Annotated in this window: 21 protein-coding genes; 10 read left to right on the forward strand and 11 right to left on the reverse strand. The window is 71.5% G+C overall.

Features of this window, described 5'->3' with window-relative positions; all coding sequences use genetic code 11:
- Positions 1–124 precede the first annotated feature (124 nt).
- Positions 125–910 carry a glucosamine-6-phosphate deaminase gene (nagB, locus tag AC07C1_RS25085; RefSeq protein WP_478942409.1) on the reverse strand — a complete coding sequence of 262 codons (786 nt, stop codon included), beginning with the start codon at positions 908–910 and terminating at the stop codon, positions 125–127.
- Positions 911–1,082: 172 nt separating this feature from the next.
- Complete coding sequence (locus AC07C1_RS25090; protein ID WP_478942410.1) at positions 1,083–1,835, reverse strand: SDR family oxidoreductase; 753 nt, start codon at positions 1,833–1,835, stop codon at positions 1,083–1,085.
- Positions 1,836–1,927: 92 nt separating this feature from the next.
- Between AC07C1_RS25090 and AC07C1_RS25095 the strand changes: the two genes are divergently transcribed.
- Complete coding sequence (locus AC07C1_RS25095) at positions 1,928–2,563, forward strand: TetR/AcrR family transcriptional regulator (protein WP_478942412.1); 636 nt, start codon at positions 1,928–1,930, stop codon at positions 2,561–2,563.
- A gap of 326 nt (positions 2,564–2,889) precedes the next feature.
- Positions 2,890–4,356 (forward strand): sensor histidine kinase, encoded by a 1,467-nt coding sequence (locus AC07C1_RS25100; RefSeq protein ID WP_478942700.1) that lies wholly within the window; start codon positions 2,890–2,892, stop codon positions 4,354–4,356.
- Between the two features lie 174 nt (positions 4,357–4,530).
- Here the strand turns inward: AC07C1_RS25100 and AC07C1_RS25105 are convergent, their stop codons facing one another.
- Both AC07C1_RS25105 and AC07C1_RS25110 read right to left on the reverse strand, forming a co-directional pair.
- Positions 4,531–4,788 carry a WhiB family transcriptional regulator gene (locus AC07C1_RS25105; RefSeq protein WP_003992873.1) on the reverse strand — a complete coding sequence of 86 codons (258 nt, stop codon included), beginning with the start codon at positions 4,786–4,788 and terminating at the stop codon, positions 4,531–4,533.
- 320 nt (positions 4,789–5,108) lie between these two features.
- Positions 5,109–6,077 (reverse strand): diacylglycerol/lipid kinase family protein, encoded by a 969-nt coding sequence (locus AC07C1_RS25110; RefSeq protein ID WP_478942414.1) that lies wholly within the window; start codon positions 6,075–6,077, stop codon positions 5,109–5,111.
- Positions 6,078–6,213: 136 nt separating this feature from the next.
- Here AC07C1_RS25110 and AC07C1_RS25115 point away from each other — a divergent pair, with 136 nt between their 5' ends.
- Positions 6,214–6,657, forward strand: a complete 444-nt coding sequence (locus AC07C1_RS25115) for a hypothetical protein (protein ID WP_478942415.1) — start codon at positions 6,214–6,216, stop codon at positions 6,655–6,657.
- Between the two features lie 39 nt (positions 6,658–6,696).
- Here the strand turns inward: AC07C1_RS25115 and AC07C1_RS25120 are convergent, their stop codons facing one another.
- From AC07C1_RS25120 to AC07C1_RS25130, 3 genes are all read right to left on the reverse strand, one after another.
- Entirely contained in the window at positions 6,697–7,866 is a 1,170-nt protein-coding gene (locus AC07C1_RS25120; RefSeq protein WP_478942416.1) for an RNA polymerase sigma factor SigF, read from the reverse strand.
- Entirely contained in the window at positions 7,863–8,279 is a 417-nt protein-coding gene (locus tag AC07C1_RS25125; RefSeq protein ID WP_478942417.1) for an ATP-binding protein, read from the reverse strand. The genes AC07C1_RS25120 and AC07C1_RS25125 overlap by 4 nt, the downstream gene beginning before the upstream one ends.
- Positions 8,280–8,586: 307 nt before the next feature.
- Positions 8,587–8,847 carry a UBP-type zinc finger domain-containing protein gene (locus tag AC07C1_RS25130; protein ID WP_478942419.1) on the reverse strand — a complete coding sequence of 87 codons (261 nt, stop codon included), beginning with the start codon at positions 8,845–8,847 and terminating at the stop codon, positions 8,587–8,589.
- Between the two features lie 58 nt (positions 8,848–8,905).
- Here AC07C1_RS25130 and AC07C1_RS25135 point away from each other — a divergent pair, with 58 nt between their 5' ends.
- The gene (locus AC07C1_RS25135; protein WP_478942421.1) at positions 8,906–10,501 is read left to right on the forward strand and encodes a Na+/H+ antiporter; all 1,596 of its coding nucleotides are present in this window, start codon (positions 8,906–8,908) and stop codon (positions 10,499–10,501) included.
- A gap of 189 nt (positions 10,502–10,690) precedes the next feature.
- On the opposite strand, the gene AC07C1_RS25140 is transcribed toward AC07C1_RS25135, so the two are convergent.
- Positions 10,691–11,572 (reverse strand): 1-aminocyclopropane-1-carboxylate deaminase/D-cysteine desulfhydrase, encoded by an 882-nt coding sequence (locus AC07C1_RS25140; protein ID WP_478942422.1) that lies wholly within the window; start codon positions 11,570–11,572, stop codon positions 10,691–10,693.
- A 395-nt stretch (positions 11,573–11,967) separates the two neighbouring features.
- Positions 11,968–12,561: an N-acetylmuramoyl-L-alanine amidase gene (locus AC07C1_RS25145; protein ID WP_478942424.1), complete on the reverse strand. Its 594-nt coding sequence runs from the start codon at positions 12,559–12,561 to the stop codon at positions 11,968–11,970.
- A gap of 289 nt (positions 12,562–12,850) precedes the next feature.
- Between AC07C1_RS25145 and AC07C1_RS25150 the strand changes: the two genes are divergently transcribed.
- The 6 genes from AC07C1_RS25150 (at position 12,851) to AC07C1_RS25175 (ending at position 17,298) form a co-directional block, all read left to right on the forward strand.
- Positions 12,851–14,257, forward strand: a complete 1,407-nt coding sequence (locus AC07C1_RS25150; RefSeq protein ID WP_478942426.1) for a family 2B encapsulin nanocompartment shell protein — start codon at positions 12,851–12,853, stop codon at positions 14,255–14,257.
- A 124-nt stretch (positions 14,258–14,381) separates the two neighbouring features.
- Positions 14,382–15,518, forward strand: coding sequence for a family 2 encapsulin nanocompartment cargo protein polyprenyl transferase (locus tag AC07C1_RS25155; RefSeq protein ID WP_478942428.1), 1,137 nt, complete (start codon positions 14,382–14,384; stop codon positions 15,516–15,518).
- A 240-nt stretch (positions 15,519–15,758) separates the two neighbouring features.
- Positions 15,759–16,343 (forward strand): dihydrofolate reductase family protein, encoded by a 585-nt coding sequence (locus tag AC07C1_RS25160; RefSeq protein WP_478942429.1) that lies wholly within the window; start codon positions 15,759–15,761, stop codon positions 16,341–16,343.
- Between the two features lie 55 nt (positions 16,344–16,398).
- A complete protein-coding gene (locus AC07C1_RS25165) occupies positions 16,399–16,602 on the forward strand; it encodes a hypothetical protein (protein ID WP_478942431.1) in 204 nt (67 codons plus the stop codon).
- Positions 16,603–16,681: 79 nt separating this feature from the next.
- A complete protein-coding gene (locus AC07C1_RS25170; protein ID WP_478942432.1) occupies positions 16,682–17,014 on the forward strand; it encodes a DUF952 domain-containing protein in 333 nt (110 codons plus the stop codon).
- A 41-nt stretch (positions 17,015–17,055) separates the two neighbouring features.
- Positions 17,056–17,298 (forward strand): hypothetical protein, encoded by a 243-nt coding sequence (locus tag AC07C1_RS25175; protein WP_478942434.1) that lies wholly within the window; start codon positions 17,056–17,058, stop codon positions 17,296–17,298.
- On the opposite strand, the gene AC07C1_RS25180 is transcribed toward AC07C1_RS25175, so the two are convergent.
- Positions 17,277–18,041, reverse strand: a complete 765-nt coding sequence (locus AC07C1_RS25180; protein ID WP_478942436.1) for a VOC family protein — start codon at positions 18,039–18,041, stop codon at positions 17,277–17,279. The genes AC07C1_RS25175 and AC07C1_RS25180 overlap by 22 nt on opposite strands.
- A 43-nt stretch (positions 18,042–18,084) precedes the next feature.
- Positions 18,085–18,501 (reverse strand): VOC family protein, encoded by a 417-nt coding sequence (locus tag AC07C1_RS25185; RefSeq protein WP_478942437.1) that lies wholly within the window; start codon positions 18,499–18,501, stop codon positions 18,085–18,087.
- Between the last annotated feature and the right edge of the window lie 40 nt (positions 18,502–18,541).

Raw genomic sequence — 18,541 nt, forward strand, 5'->3', positions numbered from 1 at the left:
AACGCTCGGCTGGGAAACCCCAGCCGAGCGCCTGCATAAACTGCTCGCCGTCTGACACAACCGACCACGTGTTGCGACGATCCCTAGAAACCGCCGAGCGGCGTCCGGGGCCCCAACGCCCGGCCTAGATCCCCTGCCAGTCCGGCTTGTCGGCGTAGGTGTGCCGGAAGTAGTCCGCCAGCTTGAGCTTGGACGCCGCCGCCTCGTCGACGACGACCGTGGCATGCGGGTGGAGCTGGAGCGCGGAGGCCGGGCAGACCGCGGCGACCGGGCCCTCGACAGTCGCGGCGACCGCGTCCGCCTTGCCCTCGCCGGTCGCCAGCAGCACCAGGTGGCGGGCCTCCAGGATGGTGCCGATGCCCTGGGTGATGACGTGATGGGGGACCTGCTCGATGTCTCCGTCGAAGAAGCGGGCGTTGTCGATCCGGGTCTGCTCGGTCAGGGTCTTGATCCGGGTGCGCGAGGCGAGCGAGGAGCACGGCTCGTTGAACCCGATGTGCCCGTCGGTCCCGATGCCGAGCAGCTGCAGGTCGACCCCACCGGCCCCGGCGAGCGCGCGGTCGTACGCCTCGCATGCCGCCGGTACGTCCTCGGCCGTGCCGTCCGGGCCCATGAACGCGTCCATGTCTATGCCGAGCGGCTCCAGCACTTCCCGGCGCAGCACCGAGCGGTAGGACTCGGGGTGGTCGGCGGGCAGCCCCACGTACTCGTCGAGCTGTGCTATCCGCGCTCGCGAGGCGTCCACGGCGCCGGAGCGCACCTTGGTGGTCAGCGCCTGGTAGATGGGCAGCGGGGTGGAGCCGGTGGCCACGCCGAGCAGGGCGTCGGGCTTGCGTCGCAGCAGCTGGGCCATGGCCTCGGCGATCAGCTCGCCGCCTGCGGCGGCGTCCGGAACGATGACAACTTCCACGCTGGGCCTGCCGTTCTGGAGAGGGCTCTGTGCGTCTATGTGGTTTAGACCAATCTAACAGAATCGGCGTTCGCGGGCGCGGAGACAAGGGGTGGGAACAGGGGGGCGACAGGAGCGTGGGACGGGGGTGGGGATGTGCCGTCCGGGCCCCTGCCGGCGGCCGCGCCGGCTGCTAGCCGAGTGAGCCTCCCGTCGCGTCCAGCCAGTGACCGGTCACCCAACGGCCGTCATCCGAGACCAGGAACGCCACCACGTCGGCGATGTCCGCCGGTGTGCCCACCCGGCCCAGCGCCGAGTACGCGGCGGCACCCTGCCAGGCCTCGTCGCTGGCGCGCAGCCACGCGGCGTTGACGTCGGTGTCCACGATGCCGGGCGCCACGGAGTTCACGGTGATCCCGCGGGGGCCCAGCAGCTTGGACAGGTCCCGGGTGAAGACGTCCAGCGCGGCCTTCGTCATGGCGTAGGCGATGGCCTGGGGCATCGCGGCGGTCCGCGCCAGCCCGGACGATATGTTCACCACCCGCCCGCCGTCCCGGAGTCGCTCCGTCCCGAGCCGGGTGAGGAAGAACGGCGCCTTCACGTTCACCGCGAAGAGCCGGTCGTACTCCTCCTCCCCGATCTCGGGGAACGGAGGCGCGCTGCCGATGCCCGCGTTGTGCACGAGGATGTCGAGCCCGTCCGCGTGTCGGTCGAACTCCTTCCACAGGCGTCCGGCGTCCCCCGGTGACCCCAGCTCCACCCCGATCGGGAACGCCGAGCCGCCGGCCGCCTCGATCACCGCCACCGTCTCCTTCGCGGCGGCCTCGTTGCTGCCGTAGTGCACCGCGACCCGTGCCCCGTCCCGCCCCAGCCGCTCGGCGATCGCCCGCCCGATGCCCCGGCTGGCCCCCGTGACCAGCGCCGTCTTCCCCGTGAGCACGCCCATCTCGGCCCCTCCAGACTTGTCTAACGATCGATACAAAAAGACCGTACACCAGCCCGGTGACAATTTTCTAGGGGGCGCTATAAAATGCTCCCATGACGACGGGTCAGGAAGCGCAGACGCAGGTGCGGGGCGGCACGGGCAGGACGCGGGGCCGGCCGCGCTCCTTCGACCGGGCCACCGCGCTGGAGAAGGCGCTGATGGCCTTCTGGGAACGCGGCTTCGAGGCCACCTCGGTCTCCGACCTCACCCACATCATGGGCATCGGAGCCCCCAGCCTGTACGCGGCCTTCGGTGACAAGCGGACCCTGTTCGAGGAGGTCGTCCAGGTCTACGCCGGCACGCACGGCGCCTTCGCCGAGCGCGCCCTCGCCGAGGAGCCCACCGCCCGTGCGGCCGTCGCCCGCACCCTGCGCGAGGCCGCCGCCGAGTACACCGACCCTGCCCACCCGTACGGCTGCCTGGTCGTCCACGCCGCCACCAACTGCACCAGCCCCGAGGTGGAGGAGCTGCTGCGCGACCGCCGCAACGCGAACATCGCCGGGCTCGAATCCCGGATCCGGGCGGACATCGCGGCCGGGTGCCTCCCGGCCGGCACCGACGCCGCCGCCCTCGCCCGACACGCCGGCGCGATGATCCAGGGCATGTCCCAGCAGGCCCGCGACGGAGCGAGCCGGGAGGACCTGGAAGCGCTCGCGGAAATTGCCATGACCATCTGGCCCCACGACTGACCGGGGCGGGCTAGGCTTCGTGGCATCGCGTGCCATTCTTCGGTGCGTGCTCGCGCACCGATGGACACGCCTTCGTGGTCTAGTCCACAATCCAAGTGAACAAGCCTCCGTCTTCCCCGCACAGGAAGGCGGATCGAGGATCCGGAGCTCTCTGCCCTGACTGCCCCGGCTCCTCGACCTTCGGCCGACCGGGACCGCACACCCCGCGGCCGATGATGCTCCGGGCTGCGGTGCCGGGAGGGTTGAGGGTCCCTTCCAGGCGCCGCGGCCCGCGGGTGTTTTCCGGCCACCCGCGAAGCCCCGGTACGCTCGCACACGTGCCCTCCATGAACGAACTCGTACGCCAGCACACGGCCCTCGACGACTCCGATCTCGAGTGGCTCCACCTGCTGGTCTCGGAGTGGCAGCTGCTCTCCGACCTCTCCTTCGCCGACCTGGTCCTGTGGGTCCCCACCCATGACGGCACCCGGTACGTGTCGGTCGCCCAGATGCGCCCCAACACCGGCCCGACCTCGTACCAGGACGACATGGTCGGCCACCTCGTCCCGCGCGGCCGCCGGCCCATGCTGGACGTGGCGCTGGACGAGGGCCGGATCGTGCGCGAGGGCGACCCGGAGTGGCGCGAAGAGGTCCCCGTGCGGGTCGAGTCCATCCCCGTACGGCGTGAGGGCCGCGTCCTCGGTGTGATCGCCCGCAACACCAACCTGCTCACCGTCCGCACACCGAGCCGTCTGGAGCTGACGTACCTCCAGAGCGCCTCGGACCTCGCGCAGATGATCGCGGCCGGTTCCTTCCCCTTCCCCGACCAGCAGGTCGACATGGACGCCTCCCCGCGCGTCGGCGACGGCCTGATCCGGCTGGACGCGGACGGCGTCGTCCAGTACGCCTCCCCGAACGCCCTGTCCGCCTACCACCGCCTCGGCCTCGCCGCGGACCTGGTCGGCCAGCACCTCGGGCAGACCACCGCCGAACTCGCCCCGACCCGGGGCCCGGTGGACGAGGCCCTTGCCAAGGTGGCCAGCGGCTGGGCGCCGCGCGAGTTCGAGATCGAGACCAACGACGGGGTCATCCAGTTCCGGGCGATCCCGCTCAAGCCGAAGGGCACCCGCATCGGTTCGCTGGTGCTGTGCCGGGACGTCACCGAACTCCGGCGCCGTGAACGCGAGTTGATCACCAAGGACGCGACCATCCGGGAGATCCACCACCGGGTGAAGAACAACCTGCAGACGGTCGCCGCCCTGCTGCGCCTCCAGGCCCGGCGCATCGACTCCGAGAGCGGCCGGGAGGCCCTGGAGGAGGCCGTACGGCGGGTCGGCTCCATCGCGATCGTGCATGAGACGCTGTCTCAGAACCTGGACGAGCGTGTGGAGTTCGACGACATCGCCGACCGGGTGCTGACGATGGTCGCCGAGATCTCGCCGGGCAAGGTGACCGGCCGGCGCACCGGACGGTTCGGGATACTCGACGCCGAGGTCGCCACCCCGCTGTCGATGGTCCTCACCGAGGTGCTGCAGAACGCGCTGGAACACGGCTTCCGCCAGGGCGACACCGGCACGGTCGAGGTCTCCGCGGTCCGCGGCGGCACCACCAAGGAGCCCCGCCTCCTGGTCACCGTCCAGGACGACGGCGTCGGGCTGCCCGAGGGCTTCGACCCGCACCGCTCGGGGAACCTCGGCCTGCAGATCGTGCGGACGCTGGTGGAGGGGGAGTTGGGCGGCACCTTCGACATGGTCCCGGCGCCGGAGCGGGGGACGCGGGTGATCCTGGACATCCCGGTGCAGGCGCAGAAATGACCGGCTGAGGCGGGAACGCGGCCCGGACAGCATTGAGCCCCGGACCACTTGGTGATCCGGGGCTTAAGCTCGAAGCTATGCGCATCGGGGGTACTGCGCGCTGCGGCTCGGGGGCGGGAGATGCGTACTCGCTGCACGCGCCGCCGGCTCAGGCTGTCAGCAGGGGTGGGAGTGTCAGGCGGAGGCCTGACGAGCCCGGTTGCGGGCGGCACGGCGCTTCATCGCGCGGCGCTCGTCCTCGCTGAGACCACCCCAGACGCCGGAGTCCTGACCGGACTCGAGCGCCCACTGCAGACACTGCTCGATCACCGGGCAGCGACGGCAGACGGCCTTGGCTTCCTCGATCTGCAGCAGCGCAGGACCGGTGTTGCCGATGGGGAAGAAGAGCTCGGGGTCTTCCTCGCGGCAAACGGCGTTGTGACGCCAGTCCATGGCTGCTACCTCTCCTTGGTATTACATGCAGGGTGCTTGTGAATGTGAACGCTTTCACGAATCCCTCAACAAGTGAAGGGCCGACCGCCGAGTCTTCCCCGGCGTGGTCCTGTGTTTGAAGAGGGGTTCCGGTGATCAGTGGAGGCCGGTGTTGCGGGCCGTCCCGATCGCCACGTAGAGACTCGCAAACCTCAGCGGCGGATACAACCCCTTCCGAAAAGTTTTTTTTGATTCCTCGGTGTCGACTAGGTCACAGCCGTACTTCCATGGGGTGGATCCTGGCCTAAACGTTCGAGTGAAAGGACTTTCGCCCCTTCCGCTCACACAATCACACGCAGTGCACGGCGTACGCCTGTGAACGTCACGCTGGTTCGGAGCCCCAGGTGGTCACCGTCCATCTGAAGGGGCAGGGGCGCCTTCGAATGCAAGGTGAACTGGTCCATGTCGTGCAGTGAGAGGGCGTGCTTGCCATGGGGTCCCCGCTCGGGGGACGAAGTGAGCAACTGGGTGCCATACCGGGCAACCGCGGCCGTAGACAGACGGCTGAGACCGAGCACGTCGATGCCGGTATCGAACGAGGCCTTAGGTGATGTGTACATGGGGCGATTGCCGAGATACGTCCAAGGGGACGTGTTCGAGACTATGGCGACGACAAGATCCTCGACCGGGTCCGCGCCGGGCCGTTCGAGGGTGATCGTGCCGTGCCGGCGGTTCGGCTCACCGAGGAACTGCCGGATCACCTGACGTACATACAGCGCGTGAGTCGACTTCTTGCCGCGCTCGCGCTGCTGCTCGACCCGGCCGACCACGCCCGCGTCGAAGCCGAGCCCGGCGTTGAAGGTGAACCAGCGGTCCGGGACCGCCTCGTCCTCGGTGCCGGGCGTACCGGAGGTCAGCCCGAGGCCGACGACCCGCTCCCGGCCCTCGCGCAGGGCGTCCAGCAGAGCGCCGGTGGCCTCGACGGGATCGTTGGGCAGCCCCAGGGCCCGGGCGAAGACGTTCGTGGAGCCGCCGGGAACGACGGCCAGGCCGGGCAGCCGCTCCGGGGCGGGGCCGCCGTGCAGGAGGCCGTTGACCACCTCGTTGACGGTGCCGTCACCGCCGAGGGCCACCACCATGTCGATGTCGTCGCTCTCCGCCGCCTGCCGGCCGAGATCGCGCGCGTGGCCGCGGTACTCGGTGGTGACCGCCTCCAGCTTCATCTCGCTCGCCAGTGCGTGGATCAGGACGTCACGCCTGCGTGCGCTTGTGGTGGTTGCCGCCGGATTGACCACGAGGAGTGCACGCATGCATGGCAGCGTACCTACTGGGTGGTACCCGGCCCAGCCCGAGGTAGGGATCCGGTAAGAGGAGGGCGCGTGAGCCTGGACACCCGCGGGCGGGACGCGGGCGGGCGCCCCGGAGGGCGAGGGCTACCCTGCTGTGGTGAGCAGCGAGCAGAACCACGCCCAGGACGCCGCGGACACCGCCGGGCCGCGCCCGCGCCGGCTGACGTACGCGGCAACGCTGACCGCGCTCGAGGGGATCGCCCTGGTGGCAGGCGGCCTCTGGGTGCTCGTCCTCGGGCTCACCAGCGACCCGGACGACCGGCAGCAGGCCGTCACTCTGGGGATCACGCTGGTCGTTCTCGCGCTGCTGCCGCTGTTCGCCGCGCGCGGGCTGCTGCTGCGCCGCGGCTGGAGCCGTGGTCCCGCGGTGATCACCCAGGTCATGGCCCTTCCGGTGGCATACAGCCTGCTCCAGGCCGACAGCGTGGCCATCCCGGCCGGTATCGCCCTCGCGGTGGTCGCCGTGGCGACACTGGTGCTCCTGGTCAACGGCGAGACGACCCGGGCCCTCGGCATCAAGGGACCGGGCCGGGCCGAGTAGCCGGAGCAGGCAGCCGCCCTGCCGCTCCACCAGCGGTTTCTACTCCTCCACCAGCAGCTTCTCGCGCAGCTGGGCCAGCGTGCGGGCGAGCAGCCGGGAGACGTGCATCTGGGAGATGCCGACCTCCTGCGCGATCTGCGACTGGGTCATGTTCCCGAAGAAGCGCAGCAGCAGGATCCGCTTCTCGCGCGGCGGCAGGTCCTCCAGCAGCGGTTTGAGGGACTCGCGGTACTCCACGCCCTCCAGCGCCTCGTCCTCGGCGCCCAGGGTGTCGGCGACCGCCGGGGACTCGTCGTCGGTGTCGGGGACGTCCAGGGACAGCGTGGAGTACGCGTTCGCGGACTCCAGGCCCTCCAGGACCTCCTCCTCGGAGATGGCGAGCTTCTCGGCCAACTCGTGGACCGTGGGGGAGCGGCCGTGCAGCTGGGACAGCTCGGCCGTCGCCGTGGTCAGCGCCAGCCGCAGCTCCTGCAGCCGGCGTGGCACGCGGACAGCCCAGCCCTTGTCGCGGAAGTGCCGCTTGATCTCGCCGACGACGGTCGGGGTGGCGTACGTGGAGAACTCCACGCCGCGCTCCGGGTCGAACCGGTCGACCGACTTGATCAGGCCGATCGTGGCGACCTGGGTGAGGTCGTCCAGCGGCTCGCCGCGGTTGCGGAACCGGCGCGCCAGGTGCTCAACGAGCGGCAGATGCATCCGGACCAGCTTGTTGCGCAGTTCCGCGTACCCCGCGCTGCTCGCATCCAGCTTGCGCAGCTCGACGAACATCGCCCGCGCCCCGCTGCGGTCGTGGGGGTCGTGCGGCGCGGCCTGCACGGCCTCCGTGCCCGGCGCGTTCTCCCCGGCGTCTCGCTCGTGCTCGCTCATCGTCCCGCCCGTAGCCCTTCCCCGAGCCCCCGCCTTCGCGCGGCCGGCGGGACCGGCCCCACCGCGTCCCCGCGAAGGCGCGCCCTGCACGGCACCGTCACCGCCGCCCCGCGCGGAGTCGTCCTCCGGATGTGGCCTGGCCTGCTCGGGGATGCCGTCGATGCCGTCCGTCATGCGCCGGGAACCGTCCCGGGGGGCCTCCCCGGACGTCTCGGCTCCTCCCCCGCTCCCGATCTCGCTCGAGCGGGGGGACCCCCATGTGCCGGGGACTCCCCCGTCCCCGGTCGGCAGCTCGCGTGTGCCGCGCTCTTCGTTCCGCACCGGACCGTCCCCGTTCCTCACGCCGGCCCGGGGCCGGCGCCGCGCTGTTTGTAGAGGCTGATCGACACGGTCTTGTCCTCGTCGACGGCGGACGAGACCTTGCCCGCGAGGGCCGACAGCACGGTCCAGGCGAAGGTGTCCCGCGCGGGGGCATGGCCGTCCGTGGTCGGCGCCGAGACCGTGACCTCCAGCGAGTCGTCGACGAGCCGGAAGACGCAGCTGAGCACGGAGCCGGGCACGGCCTGCTGGAGCAGGATGGCGCAGGCTTCGTCCACGGCGATGCGCAGGTCCTCGATCTCGTCCAGGGTGAAGTCCAAGCGGGCCGCCAGACCGGCCGTGGCCGTCCGCAGCACCGACAGGTAGGCACCCGCAGCCGGAAGCCGGACTTCCACGAAGTCCTGGTTCGCCACGGGCTCGCCTGCGATCTGGGACACCCTCACCTCCATGGTGGTACAAGCTCTACGGGGCCGAGGGTCGCCCCCCGGGGTAACGCGTACGTGGTTCCGCGGTGACGCTATCGCGCTCCGAACGGTCCTGTCCCCGGGACCCCGACCCCTTGGCGTCACTCACAGTAAAGCTGTGGATACGCTCCGTGTCTAGAGGGTCGGCGGGCCCAAATGGGAAGAGCGCGCGCCGGGTTGACGTACCCAGACGTCAGACGCTCGAACCGTCGTGCGGCAGCGGCCGCAAGCAGTGTCACACGAAAACGCGGCCGGGCGGGAACGCGGGACGGCGGCGCACTCAGACGAGGACGTGGTCGACGAAGCACCACCGCCAGTCCTCGCCCGGCTCGAAGGTCCGCATCACCGGATGACCGGACTTCTCATGGTGCTCCGTCGCGTGCCGCCCCGGCGAGGAGTCGCAGCAGCCGATGTGGCCACAGGTCAGACAGAGACGCAGCTGCACCGGGTGCGTGCCGTCCCGCAGGCACTCCGGGCAGGTCTCGTTCAGCGCCTTCGGTTCGGGGTGCGGCAGCGCGTCGGCATGCGTGCACTGTTTCATGATTGCCAGATTACGACGGGTGTGCGGGTGACCGCGCGGAAAGAGGGCGGGCGAGGACATGGATGTGTTGCCGCTGCTGTTGCTGGTGGCCGGGAGCGTGGCCGTGGCGGGGGCCGCGCGGTTCACGCCGGTGCCCGCGCCGCTGTTGCTGGTCGCGGCCGGACTCGCGGTCTCGTACGTCCCCGGGGTCCCCCACTACGCGCTGGACCCCGAGATCGTCCTGCCCCTGGTGCTGCCGCCGCTCCTGTACAAGGAGGGCACCGAGAGTTCGTACCTCGACCTGCGGGCCCAGGCGCGGCCCGTGGGACTGCTGTCGATCGGGTACGTGCTCTTCGCGACCTTCGCCGTCGGCTGGGTCGCCTACCTCGTCGTCCCGGGGCTGCCGCTGCCCGCGGCTCTGGTGCTGGGCGCGGTGGTGGCTCCGACGGACGCGGTCGCGGCCGCCGCGATCGCGCGCCGGGTGGGGCTGCCGTCCCGGATCACCACCATCCTGCAGGGCGAGTCCCTGCTCAACGACGCCACCGCCATCACCGCCTACAAGGTGGCCCTCACCGCCGCTGTCGGTGAGGGAGCCACCTGGGCCGGCGGGATCGGCGAGTTCCTGCGGGCCGCGGTCGGCGGTGTCGTCGTCGGACTGGTGCTCATGGTGCCGATCCACTGGCTGCGCACGCGTCTCAAGGAGGCGCTGCTGCAGAACACCCTCTCCCTGCTGATCCCGTTCGTCGCCTACGGTGTGGCCGAGCAGTTCCACGGCTCCGGCGTCCTCGCGGTCGTGGTGGTCGCGGTCTATCTCGGGCACCACGCGTGGGAGGTCGACTTCGCCACCCGGCTCCAGGAGGAGGCGGTGTGGCGCATGGTGACCTTCCTGCTGGAGTCGGCGGTCTTCGCGCTGATCGGCCTCCAGCTGCCGCTGGTGCTCCGGGGCATCCGGGAGTACCAGGGCGTCGACGCCCTCTGGTACGCGGTCGCGGTCTTCGGCGTGGTCGTCGTGGCCCGGTTCGTGTGGGTGTACCCGGCGACCTTCCTTCCGCGCCTGTTCTCCCGCCGCGTCCGCGAGCGCGAGGACAATCCCACCTGGCGGGCACCGATCGTGACCTCGTGGGCCGCGATGCGGGGTGTGGTGTCGCTGGCCATCGCCTTCTCGATCCCGCTCACGGTGAGCGACGGCAGCCCCTTCCCGCAGCGGAACCTGATCCTCTTCCTGACCTTCGCCACGGTCATCGGCACGCTGGTCGCGCAGGGCCTGACGCTCGCGCCGCTGATCCGCCTGCTGAAGTTCCCCGGCCGTGACCGGCAGGCCGAGACGCTCGCCGAGGCCAACGCCCAGGCACAGGCCTCCCGGGTCGCCGAGACCCGCCTCGACGAACTCCTCGCCGACGAGCGCAACGCCCTGCCCCCACCGCTCGCCGACCGGCTGCGCCAGGTCCTGGAGCGACGCCGCAACGCCGTCTGGGAGCGCCTCGGCCAGACCAACCCGGTCACCGGCGAGTCCGTGGACGACACCTACCGCCGGCTGTCCCGCGAGATGATCAGCTCCGAACGCGAGGTCTTCGTCAAGCTCCGCGACCACCGCTACATCGACGACGAGATGCTGCGGGCGCTGCTGCGCCGGCTGGACCTGGAGGAGGCCGCGGCCTACCGCGAGACGGCGTGAGAGGCAATCGTCTCCGGTGGCACCGCTGACGGGGGATCCGGAACAGGCCGGGCTCACGAAGACACGCGTGTCCGTCGCCGCCGGGTGCTCGGCGGCGACGATCCCGCCACTCTCAGGTCGGCATGCAACCTTGCGATCACGATGCACACGCAGCGTGCCCATGCGGGAGCGGCACAACTTCAGCGTCAGTCAGGCGGTCAGCACAGCCGCCACGGTCGTCCCGCCCGCGAACGCCCCTTCCCCCACAAGACTGACCAGCGCATACAGCAATTTGGCGACATACAACCGCTCCACCACCACGCCATGCCGCTGCTCGAAGTCCTCGGCGAAGACCTCGAGTTCGGGGGCCGTGCGCGCGTACCCGCCGAAGTGGAACCGCTCCTCGAGCGACCACTCGCCCCGCCGGCCACCGAAGGCACCCTCCTGCAGCCTCTGTATCCCGGCCTCCAGGAAGCCTCCCTTGAGCACAGGCACCCCCAGTGCCCGCTGCCCGGTCCCCAGCCCAGCCGCCAGCCCGGCCAGCGTGCCCCCCGTGCCGCAGGCGATCGCCACCACGTCGGCCCGCCCCCGCAGCTCCTCGCCGAGGGCACGGCAGCCTCGTACGGCCGCCGTGTTGCTGCCGCCCTCGGGTACGACGTACGCGTCCCCGGCGCCGGCCGCCCGCAGGATGCCGGCCAGCGTCTCCGGCTCGGTCTTGCCCCGGTACGTGGCCCGGTCCACGAAGTGCAACCGCATACCGTCGGCCACGCACCGGGTCAGGGACGGATTGAGGGGGCGGTCGGCCAGCTCCTGGCCGCGGACCACGCCGACCGTGGGAAAGCCGAGCAGGCGGCCGGCGGCGGCTGTGGCCCGCAGGTGGTTGGAGTAGGCCCCGCCGAAGGTGACCAGCGCCCGGCCCTCGGCCGCCTCGATGTTCGGCACCAGTTTGCGCCACTTGTTGCCGATCAGCTCCGGGTGGATCAGATCGTCCCGCTTGAGGAGCAGACGCAGACCACGACGGTCGAAACGGTCGTCGCGTATCTCCTGGAGGGGGGAGGGGAGGCGAGGGAGAAGCGGGGCGGTGCTGGTCACCCCGCCATTGTCGCCCGGTGCCGGCGGGGTGCCACCGCGCGCGCCCGGAAGGGGCGGAGAGCCGTGCGACCAGCCGCGACGGACCGCACGCCGCGACGGACCGCACGCCGCGACGGACCGCACGCCGCGACGGACCGCACGCCGCGACGGACCCGCACGCCGCGACGGACCCGCACGCCGCGACGGACCCGCACGCCGCGACGGACCCGCACGCCGCGACGGACCCGCACGCCGCGACGGACCGCACGCCGCGACGGACCGCACGCCGCGACGGACCGCACGCCGCGACGGACCGCACGCCGCGACGGACCGCACGCCGCGACGGACCCGCACGCCGCGACGGACCGCACGCCGCGACGGACCCGCACCCGGCGAGGGCCCGCAACCCGACGGCGCTACCCCTTCAGGCGCTCGGCGATCCGCTCCCGCAGCCATGCCATCGTGAACCCCCGCGGATCCACCTTCCCCGGTTGCCACTCCAGGTGACCGATGACCGACCGTTCCGTCCAGCCGTGCCGCCGGCACACCGCGGCCGCGGCCCGCTCGATCGCGTCCAGCTGCGCCTCGGGCCAGGGGTCCTCGCCGTCGCCCAGGTTCTCGCACTCGAAGCCGTAGAAGTGCCGGTTGCCGTCGGTGTTGGCCTCGTTGTCCGGCGGCAGCCCCTTCTCGGCGATGACCGCGCGCAGGACCTCGTCGTCGCCGAGGCCCGCGTGGTTGGCGCGGCCGTAGCCGACCAGGTGGACCGTGCCGTCCTTGGTGATCACACCGTGGCACAGAGGGCCGGGCAGCGCCGGGTGGCCGGCGCGGCAGATCTCCACCGTGTGCGCGCTGCCCCGGGTCACCGTGTGGTGGATCATCACGCCGTGTACGGGGCCCCAGGGGCCCTTGTGGTTGCGGTTGTGGTGCCGCCAGTCGCCGACCTCGACAACCGTGACGCCCTCCGCCCGGAGCGCGTCGAGAAATCCGCTCGCGGACATGGGTGGGGCCATGACCGACTCCTTCGTGCCGTGCCCGACGGCCGCCGGTCGCGGCCCTCTCGTACCGCTGCTTCTACCGAAACCGGACGTGTCGGGCCACATCGTTCGCATACTGTGCGAGCCGATCCGGACAGGTCGGGCATCGGGTGCGGTGCTGGGCAAGATCCCTCTTTCTGCCCACTAGTGCGATGATCCATTCCCGCTCTTTCGGGTAATGGCACGTGTGCGCTCCGTGAGGAACGCTTGGTGGTGAGACCGGTGTGCGATGCGGCATCGGGCAAACATGAGAGGGCATTTCCTTATGTCGGTAGGCGAAGAGGTCCGCACGGAACAGGGCAAGCCGCAGCAGTCCCTCGGGACGGCGGCCGCGCGGAACCTGGCCACCACCACCAAGTCCGTTCCGCAGATGCAGGAGATCAGCTCTCGCTGGCTGCTGCGCACGCTTCCCTGGGTGGACGTCCAGGGCGGCACGTACCGGGTGAACAGGCGCCTGACGTACACCGTCGGCGACGGCCGTATCACCTTCGTGAAGACCGGGGACCAGGTGGAGGTGATCCCCGCCGAACTGGGCGAGCTGCCGGCTCTGCGGTCGTACGAGGACGAGGAGGTGCTGACGGAGCTGGCCCGGCGCTGCCGCCAGCGCGAGTTCGCGCCCGGCGAAGTGATCGCCGACTTCGGCAACCAGACCGATGAGGTGTACCTGCTCGCTCACGGAAGGGTCGAGAAGGTCGGCACGGGCCCGTACGGCGACGACGCCGTCCTCGGGGTCTTCGCCGACGGCGCCTACTTCGGCGACCAGGCGCTGCTCGACCCGGACGCCATCTGGGAGTACACCGTCCGCGCGGACACCGCGACCACGGTGCTGACCCTCAGCCGCCAGGACTTCGAGCAGGTGGCGGAGCGCTCCGACTCGCTGCGGGAGCACCTCGAGCAGCTCCGCGCGATCCCCGAGCAGCGGACCAACAAGTACGGCGAGAAGGAGGTCGAGCTGGCGGCCGGTCACTCCGGCGAGCCCGACATCCCGCACACCTTCGTCGACTACGAGTCCCGGCCCCGCGAGTACGAACTGAGCATCGCCCAGACCGTGCTGCGCATCCACTCGCGCGTGGCCGACCTGTACAACCAGCCGATGAACCAGACCGAGCAGCAGCTGCGGCTCACGGTCGAGGCGTTGAAGGAGCGCCAGGAGCACGAGCTGATCAACAACCGGGAGTTCGGTCTCCTCAACAACTGCGAGTACGACCAGCGGATCCAGCCGCACGACGGCGTGCCCAGCCCGGACGACCTGGACGAGCTGCTCAGTCGCCGCCGGGGCACCAAACTGCTCCTGGCCCACCCGCGCGCCATCGCCGCGATCGGGCGCGAGCTGAACAAGCGGGGCCTGGTCCCGGAGACGATCGACATCGCCGGCAACCGCATCCCCACCTGGCGCGGCGTGCCGATCTACCCGTGCAACAAGATCCCGGTCAGCCAGGCCCGTACGACATCCATCATCGCCATGCGTACCGGTGAGGCGGAGCAGGGTGTCATCGGCCTCAGGCAGTCCGGGATCCCGGACGAGATCGAGCCGAGCCTGTCCGTGCGGTTCATGGGCATCAACGAACAGGCCATCATCAAGTACCTGGTGACGGCCTACTACTCGGCCGCCGTCCTGGTGCCCGACGCGCTCGGTGTGCTGGAGAACGTCGAGACCGGCCGGTGGAGGTGACGTTTCCGCACGTCGCGGCGGTGTCCCCGCCCAGCGGGGCGGCACATCCCCGGGGTACGCGTCCGGCCGGACCGGCGACGCCGGCGTCCGCGGATCTGGCGAGGGGGAGGCAGTGGCCGAGTTCATGACGGACACAGAACAACGGGTCCCCGGCGTACCACGCCCCGGCACGCCGGAGGAGCGGCGGGGGGCCACCGGCGACGGCGCCGCCGGTCCGCCCGACGGGCAGGAGGCGGCGGCGCTGCTGGAACGCACCCGTGCCCTGGTCGACCCGGCGCTGCGCTCGGCCGTCGAGTCGCTGCCCGGCTCCATGCGCCGGATCGCGCTCCACCACTTCGGCTGGCAGCGCGCGGACGGCACCCCGGCGGCGGGCGGCGCCGGCAAGGCGATGCGGCCCGCGCTCGTCCTCACCGCGGCCGCCGCGCTCGGTGGCGCCGCGGCCCGGGCGGCGGCCGTCCGCGCGGCAGCGGCGGTCGAACTGGTCCACAACTTCACGCTGTTGCACGACGACGTGATGGACCGCGACACCTCCCGGCGGCACCGGCCCACGGCCTGGACCGTCTTCGGCGACGCCGCCGCGATCCTCGCCGGGAACGCCTTGCAGGCACTCGCCTTCCGGCTGCTCGCCGAAGACCCGCATCCGGCCGCCGTCCCGGCCGCGGCCCGGCTCGCGGCGTGTGTCGTGGAGCTGTGCGCCGGCCAGCACACGGACACCGACCTGGAGCGCCGTGCCCCGGACGAGGTCGCCCTCGATGAAGTGCTCGCCATGGCCGAGGCGAAGACCGGCGCGCTGCTGGGCTGCGCCTGCGCTCTCGGCGCGCTGTACGCGGGTGCCGGGGAGGAGGCGGCGGCCGCGCTGGACGGCTTCGGCCGGCAGGCCGGGCTCGCCTTCCAGCTGATCGACGACGTCATCGGCATATGGGGGGACTCGCGGCACACCGGCAAGCCGGTCGGCGCGGATCTCGCTGCCCGCAAGAAGTCCCTGCCGGTGGTGGCGGCGCTCACCTCCGGCACCCCGGCGGCGGCCGAACTCGCCGCGCTGTACGGGAAGCCCTACGTCAGGGACGAGGCGGAGGCGGCCGGGGCACTCGCTCGCACGGCGAGGTTCGTGGAGCGGGCCGGGGGCAGGGACTGGGCGCAGGCCGAGGCCGCCGACCGGATGGCCCGCGCCATGCAGGAACTGGCCCGCGCGGTCCCCGATCCGGAGGCGGCGGGCGGACTGCTGGCGCTCGCCGAGTTCGTGACCCGGCGCAGCGGCTGAGGGCTGCCGTCCCGGCGGCCGGGAAGGACCCCGGAGTCCCCGGGCCCGCGCGGCTCCTGACCCCGCACGGGCACCGGGGACTTCGGTCAGGCGGGCCCCGCGCACCCCCACGGTGCGCGGGGCCCGCCGTTGCGTTCCCCGAAAACACCTTTGCGCTCACCCAGTCGGAGTACTACAAATGAAGCACTACGAACGGAGTGGTCAATCGATCGCGCCGACCTTCTGCGCATAGGGATCAGCTTGCGAAAGCTCACGTACTTCATCGCCTGCTCGCTCGACGGTTTCATCGGCGACGAGAACGGCGACGCCTCGGCGATGCTCCGCTTCCTGGACGAGGAGTACCTCGACTTCCTCAAGGCGGAGTTCCCCGAGACCCTCCCCACCCACGGCCGCGCACAGTTCGGCGTCGACGGCCTGGAGAACAAGCGGTTCGACACGATCGTCCAGGGCCGGGCCAGCTATGAGACAGCCCTCAAGGAGGGCATCACCAGCCCCTACGGCCACCTGCGCGAATACGTCGCCTCCCGCGGCCTCGGCGCGTCGCCCGACCCGAACGTCGAGATCATCGCCGACGACCTGTCCGGCCGGGTCAGGGCGCTCAAGGCCGAGGAAGGCGGGCTGGGCATCTACCTGTGCGGCGGCTCGCGCGTCGCCGGAGAACTGCTCGACGAGATCGACGAACTCGTCATCAAGTCCTACCCGATCGTCTACGGCACGGGCATGCCGATGTTCGGCACCGGACTCGACATCAAGGAGTTCACCCTCGACGGGGTGCGCACCTTCGCGAACGGCGTCGTCGTGCGGACGTACGCGAGGAAGCGCTGAGCATGCCGCCGTACGCCGGGGAGCGCTGAGTCCCCGGCCGCTCTACCCTGAGGGCATGGACAGGGAGGAATCCGTCTGTCCGGTCTGCGGACAGCCCGTCGAAACCGTGGTCAAGCGGCACAAGACGCTCGGCGCGTGGGTGCCGGTCTGGGGCCCCGGCCCGTGCCGCAATCCCGACTGCCCGGCCCATGCCGAGCCCGCCGCCCCACCCGTCGCGCCGACCGCGCGGCCACAGCCCGAGGAACCCGCCGGGAAGTGACACCGGGCCCATGTCGGGAAAGCGCCGTCCGCTCCGGGCAAGGCGGGACCTGGTCCGGCCGACGCCGTAGCGTGGGCGCATGCCGAAACTGCCCCGCATCTTCCATGTCACCGAGCGTGCCGTGTGGGAGGCGGCGCGCGAGCGCGGCGCCTACGAGGTGTCGACGCGTGGCCGCACCCTTCAGCAGGAGGGCTTCATCCACTTCTCCACCCGTGAGCAGCTCCCGCGCATCGCCGCATTCCTCTACGGCGACTACGACGGCCCCGACGAGCTGGTCGTCCTGGTCGTCGACCCGGCCCGGGTGGGAGTCCCGGTGAGGTACGAGGCCGTGCAGCCGGGTGGGGAGGAGTTCCCGCACGTGTACGGGCCGGTGCCGGCCGACGCCGTGGTGGATGTGGAGCCCTGGGGGTGACCCGGCGGGGGGATGCGCGCCGCAGGTGGTGGCGGTGGGCGGTGACGGCGTGGGCGGTGGCCGTGGCCGTCGGGGGAGTACTCACGCTCACGCTCCAGGAGGAGGCCCGGCCCAAGGGCCCGTACGGCTGGGAGAGCGGGGACGGCTCGTCGCCCCCGCCGGACGGGCTCGGCGGGCGGCTGCGGCCGTACGACGGTGGCTGCCCGCCGAGCCCCCCGGCCGGCCCCCGGGAGGATCCCGCCGGCGCCCCGGTGCAGTGCGTCTATGTGTCGACGGTTCGCTGACCGCCGTCCGGCAGGCCGCCCGTCCCCGGATCGCGGCCGGTCAGGCAGTACGTGCCGCCGGCCGGATCGCGCAGCACCGTCCAGTGGGCGCCCCGGCGCACGAGGACGGCCCCCAGCTCTTCGTGCCGCGAGCGGACCGCGGCGATGTCGGCGCAGGCCAGGTCCAGGTGGGCGGAGGCCGGGCGCTCGTCGTCGAGCCGCTGCAGCAGCAGCCGCACGGGCAGGCCCGCCGGCGGTTTCAGCACCGTGAACTCCGGCCGGGATCCCGCCTGCCGCTCCCAGCCGGTGAGCCGGTCCCAGAAGGCTGTCTCGGTGTCGTACGCGGACGGCGGGATGTCGAGGCACACCTGGTCCAGGCGGCTGCCCGCCACCACCGGCGGGCGTACCGTCTCCCCGTGCCAGGGCACGGCACAGAACAACTGGCCCGCGGGCGATCGCAGTACGGCCCGGTCGCCGTGGTCCGCCACGAGGGCGGCGCCGAGTTCGCGAGCGGCCTTGGTGAACTTCCGGACGTCCTCGGTGCAGAGGTCGATATGGGCGCCGCCGTCTCCCTCGGCGACGCCCTGGAGCTTCACACAAGCGTCCGCCCCGCCGGCCCCGCCGGGCAGCAGCGTCACGAACTCGCCCCGCTCGCCGCGGGATTCGGACAGCCGGGTGCCGGTGACGGCTGTCCAGAAGGCGCGGGCCAGGTCCAGGCGGGCGGCGGGCCGGTCCACGAAGGCGTACGTCCAGCGGATGATCATGGCCGGGAGTGTACGTGTGAAGTGCCCCGCGCCACGCGGGAATTCACCGCGGGGGCCGCTGGAGGAAGCGCAGCTGGTTGCCGGCCGGGTCCCGGAAGGCGCAGTCGCGCACCCCGTACGGCTGGTCCGTCGGCTCCTGCAGCACATCCGCTCCGGACTCGCGGACCCGCTCGAACAGCGCGTCGCAGTCCTCGGTGGTGAAGATGACGCCGCGCAGCATGCCCTTGGCGAGCAGCTCGGCCATCGCCTGGCGGTCGGCGGGGGAGGCGTCCGGGTTCGCGCCGGGCGGCTCCAGAACGATCTCCACGTCCGGCTGGAGCGGCGAGCCCAGGGTCACCCAGCGCATGTTCTCGAAGCCCACGTCGTTGCGGACCTCCAGGCCGAGCACGTCACGGTAGAAGGCCAGGGCCTTGTCGTGGTCGTCCACCGCGATGAAACACTGCTTGAGTTTCACGTCCATGAGGTCACGCTAGGCCTCCTCGGGCCGCGGCGCGCGGGAC

This window comes from Streptomyces sp. NPDC045022 (genome assembly GCF_056432605.1).

What these genes read in the sequence shown, in the direction of transcription:
- AC07C1_RS25090 (WP_478942410.1), bottom strand. Translation starts at nt 1,835, where the DNA reads ATGGGCGTGCTCACGGGGAAGACGGCGCTGGTCACGGGGGCCAGCCGG.
- AC07C1_RS25095 (WP_478942412.1), top strand. Translation starts at nt 1,928, where the DNA reads ATGACGACGGGTCAGGAAGCGCAGACGCAGGTGCGGGGCGGCACGGGC.
- AC07C1_RS25100 (WP_478942700.1), top strand. Translation starts at nt 2,890, where the DNA reads ATGAACGAACTCGTACGCCAGCACACGGCCCTCGACGACTCCGATCTC.
- AC07C1_RS25105 (WP_003992873.1), bottom strand. Translation starts at nt 4,788, where the DNA reads ATGGACTGGCGTCACAACGCCGTTTGCCGCGAGGAAGACCCCGAGCTC.
- AC07C1_RS25110 (WP_478942414.1), bottom strand. Translation starts at nt 6,077, where the DNA reads ATGCGTGCACTCCTCGTGGTCAATCCGGCGGCAACCACCACAAGCGCA.
- AC07C1_RS25130 (WP_478942419.1), bottom strand. Translation starts at nt 8,847, where the DNA reads ATGAAACAGTGCACGCATGCCGACGCGCTGCCGCACCCCGAACCGAAG.
- AC07C1_RS25135 (WP_478942421.1), top strand. Translation starts at nt 8,906, where the DNA reads ATGGATGTGTTGCCGCTGCTGTTGCTGGTGGCCGGGAGCGTGGCCGTG.
- AC07C1_RS25145 (WP_478942424.1), bottom strand. Translation starts at nt 12,561, where the DNA reads ATGGCCCCACCCATGTCCGCGAGCGGATTTCTCGACGCGCTCCGGGCG.
- AC07C1_RS25150 (WP_478942426.1), top strand. Translation starts at nt 12,851, where the DNA reads ATGTCGGTAGGCGAAGAGGTCCGCACGGAACAGGGCAAGCCGCAGCAG.
- AC07C1_RS25155 (WP_478942428.1), top strand. Translation starts at nt 14,382, where the DNA reads ATGACGGACACAGAACAACGGGTCCCCGGCGTACCACGCCCCGGCACG.
- AC07C1_RS25165 (WP_478942431.1), top strand. Translation starts at nt 16,399, where the DNA reads ATGGACAGGGAGGAATCCGTCTGTCCGGTCTGCGGACAGCCCGTCGAA.
- AC07C1_RS25170 (WP_478942432.1), top strand. Translation starts at nt 16,682, where the DNA reads ATGCCGAAACTGCCCCGCATCTTCCATGTCACCGAGCGTGCCGTGTGG.
- AC07C1_RS25180 (WP_478942436.1), bottom strand. Translation starts at nt 18,041, where the DNA reads ATGATCATCCGCTGGACGTACGCCTTCGTGGACCGGCCCGCCGCCCGC.
- AC07C1_RS25185 (WP_478942437.1), bottom strand. Translation starts at nt 18,501, where the DNA reads ATGGACGTGAAACTCAAGCAGTGTTTCATCGCGGTGGACGACCACGAC.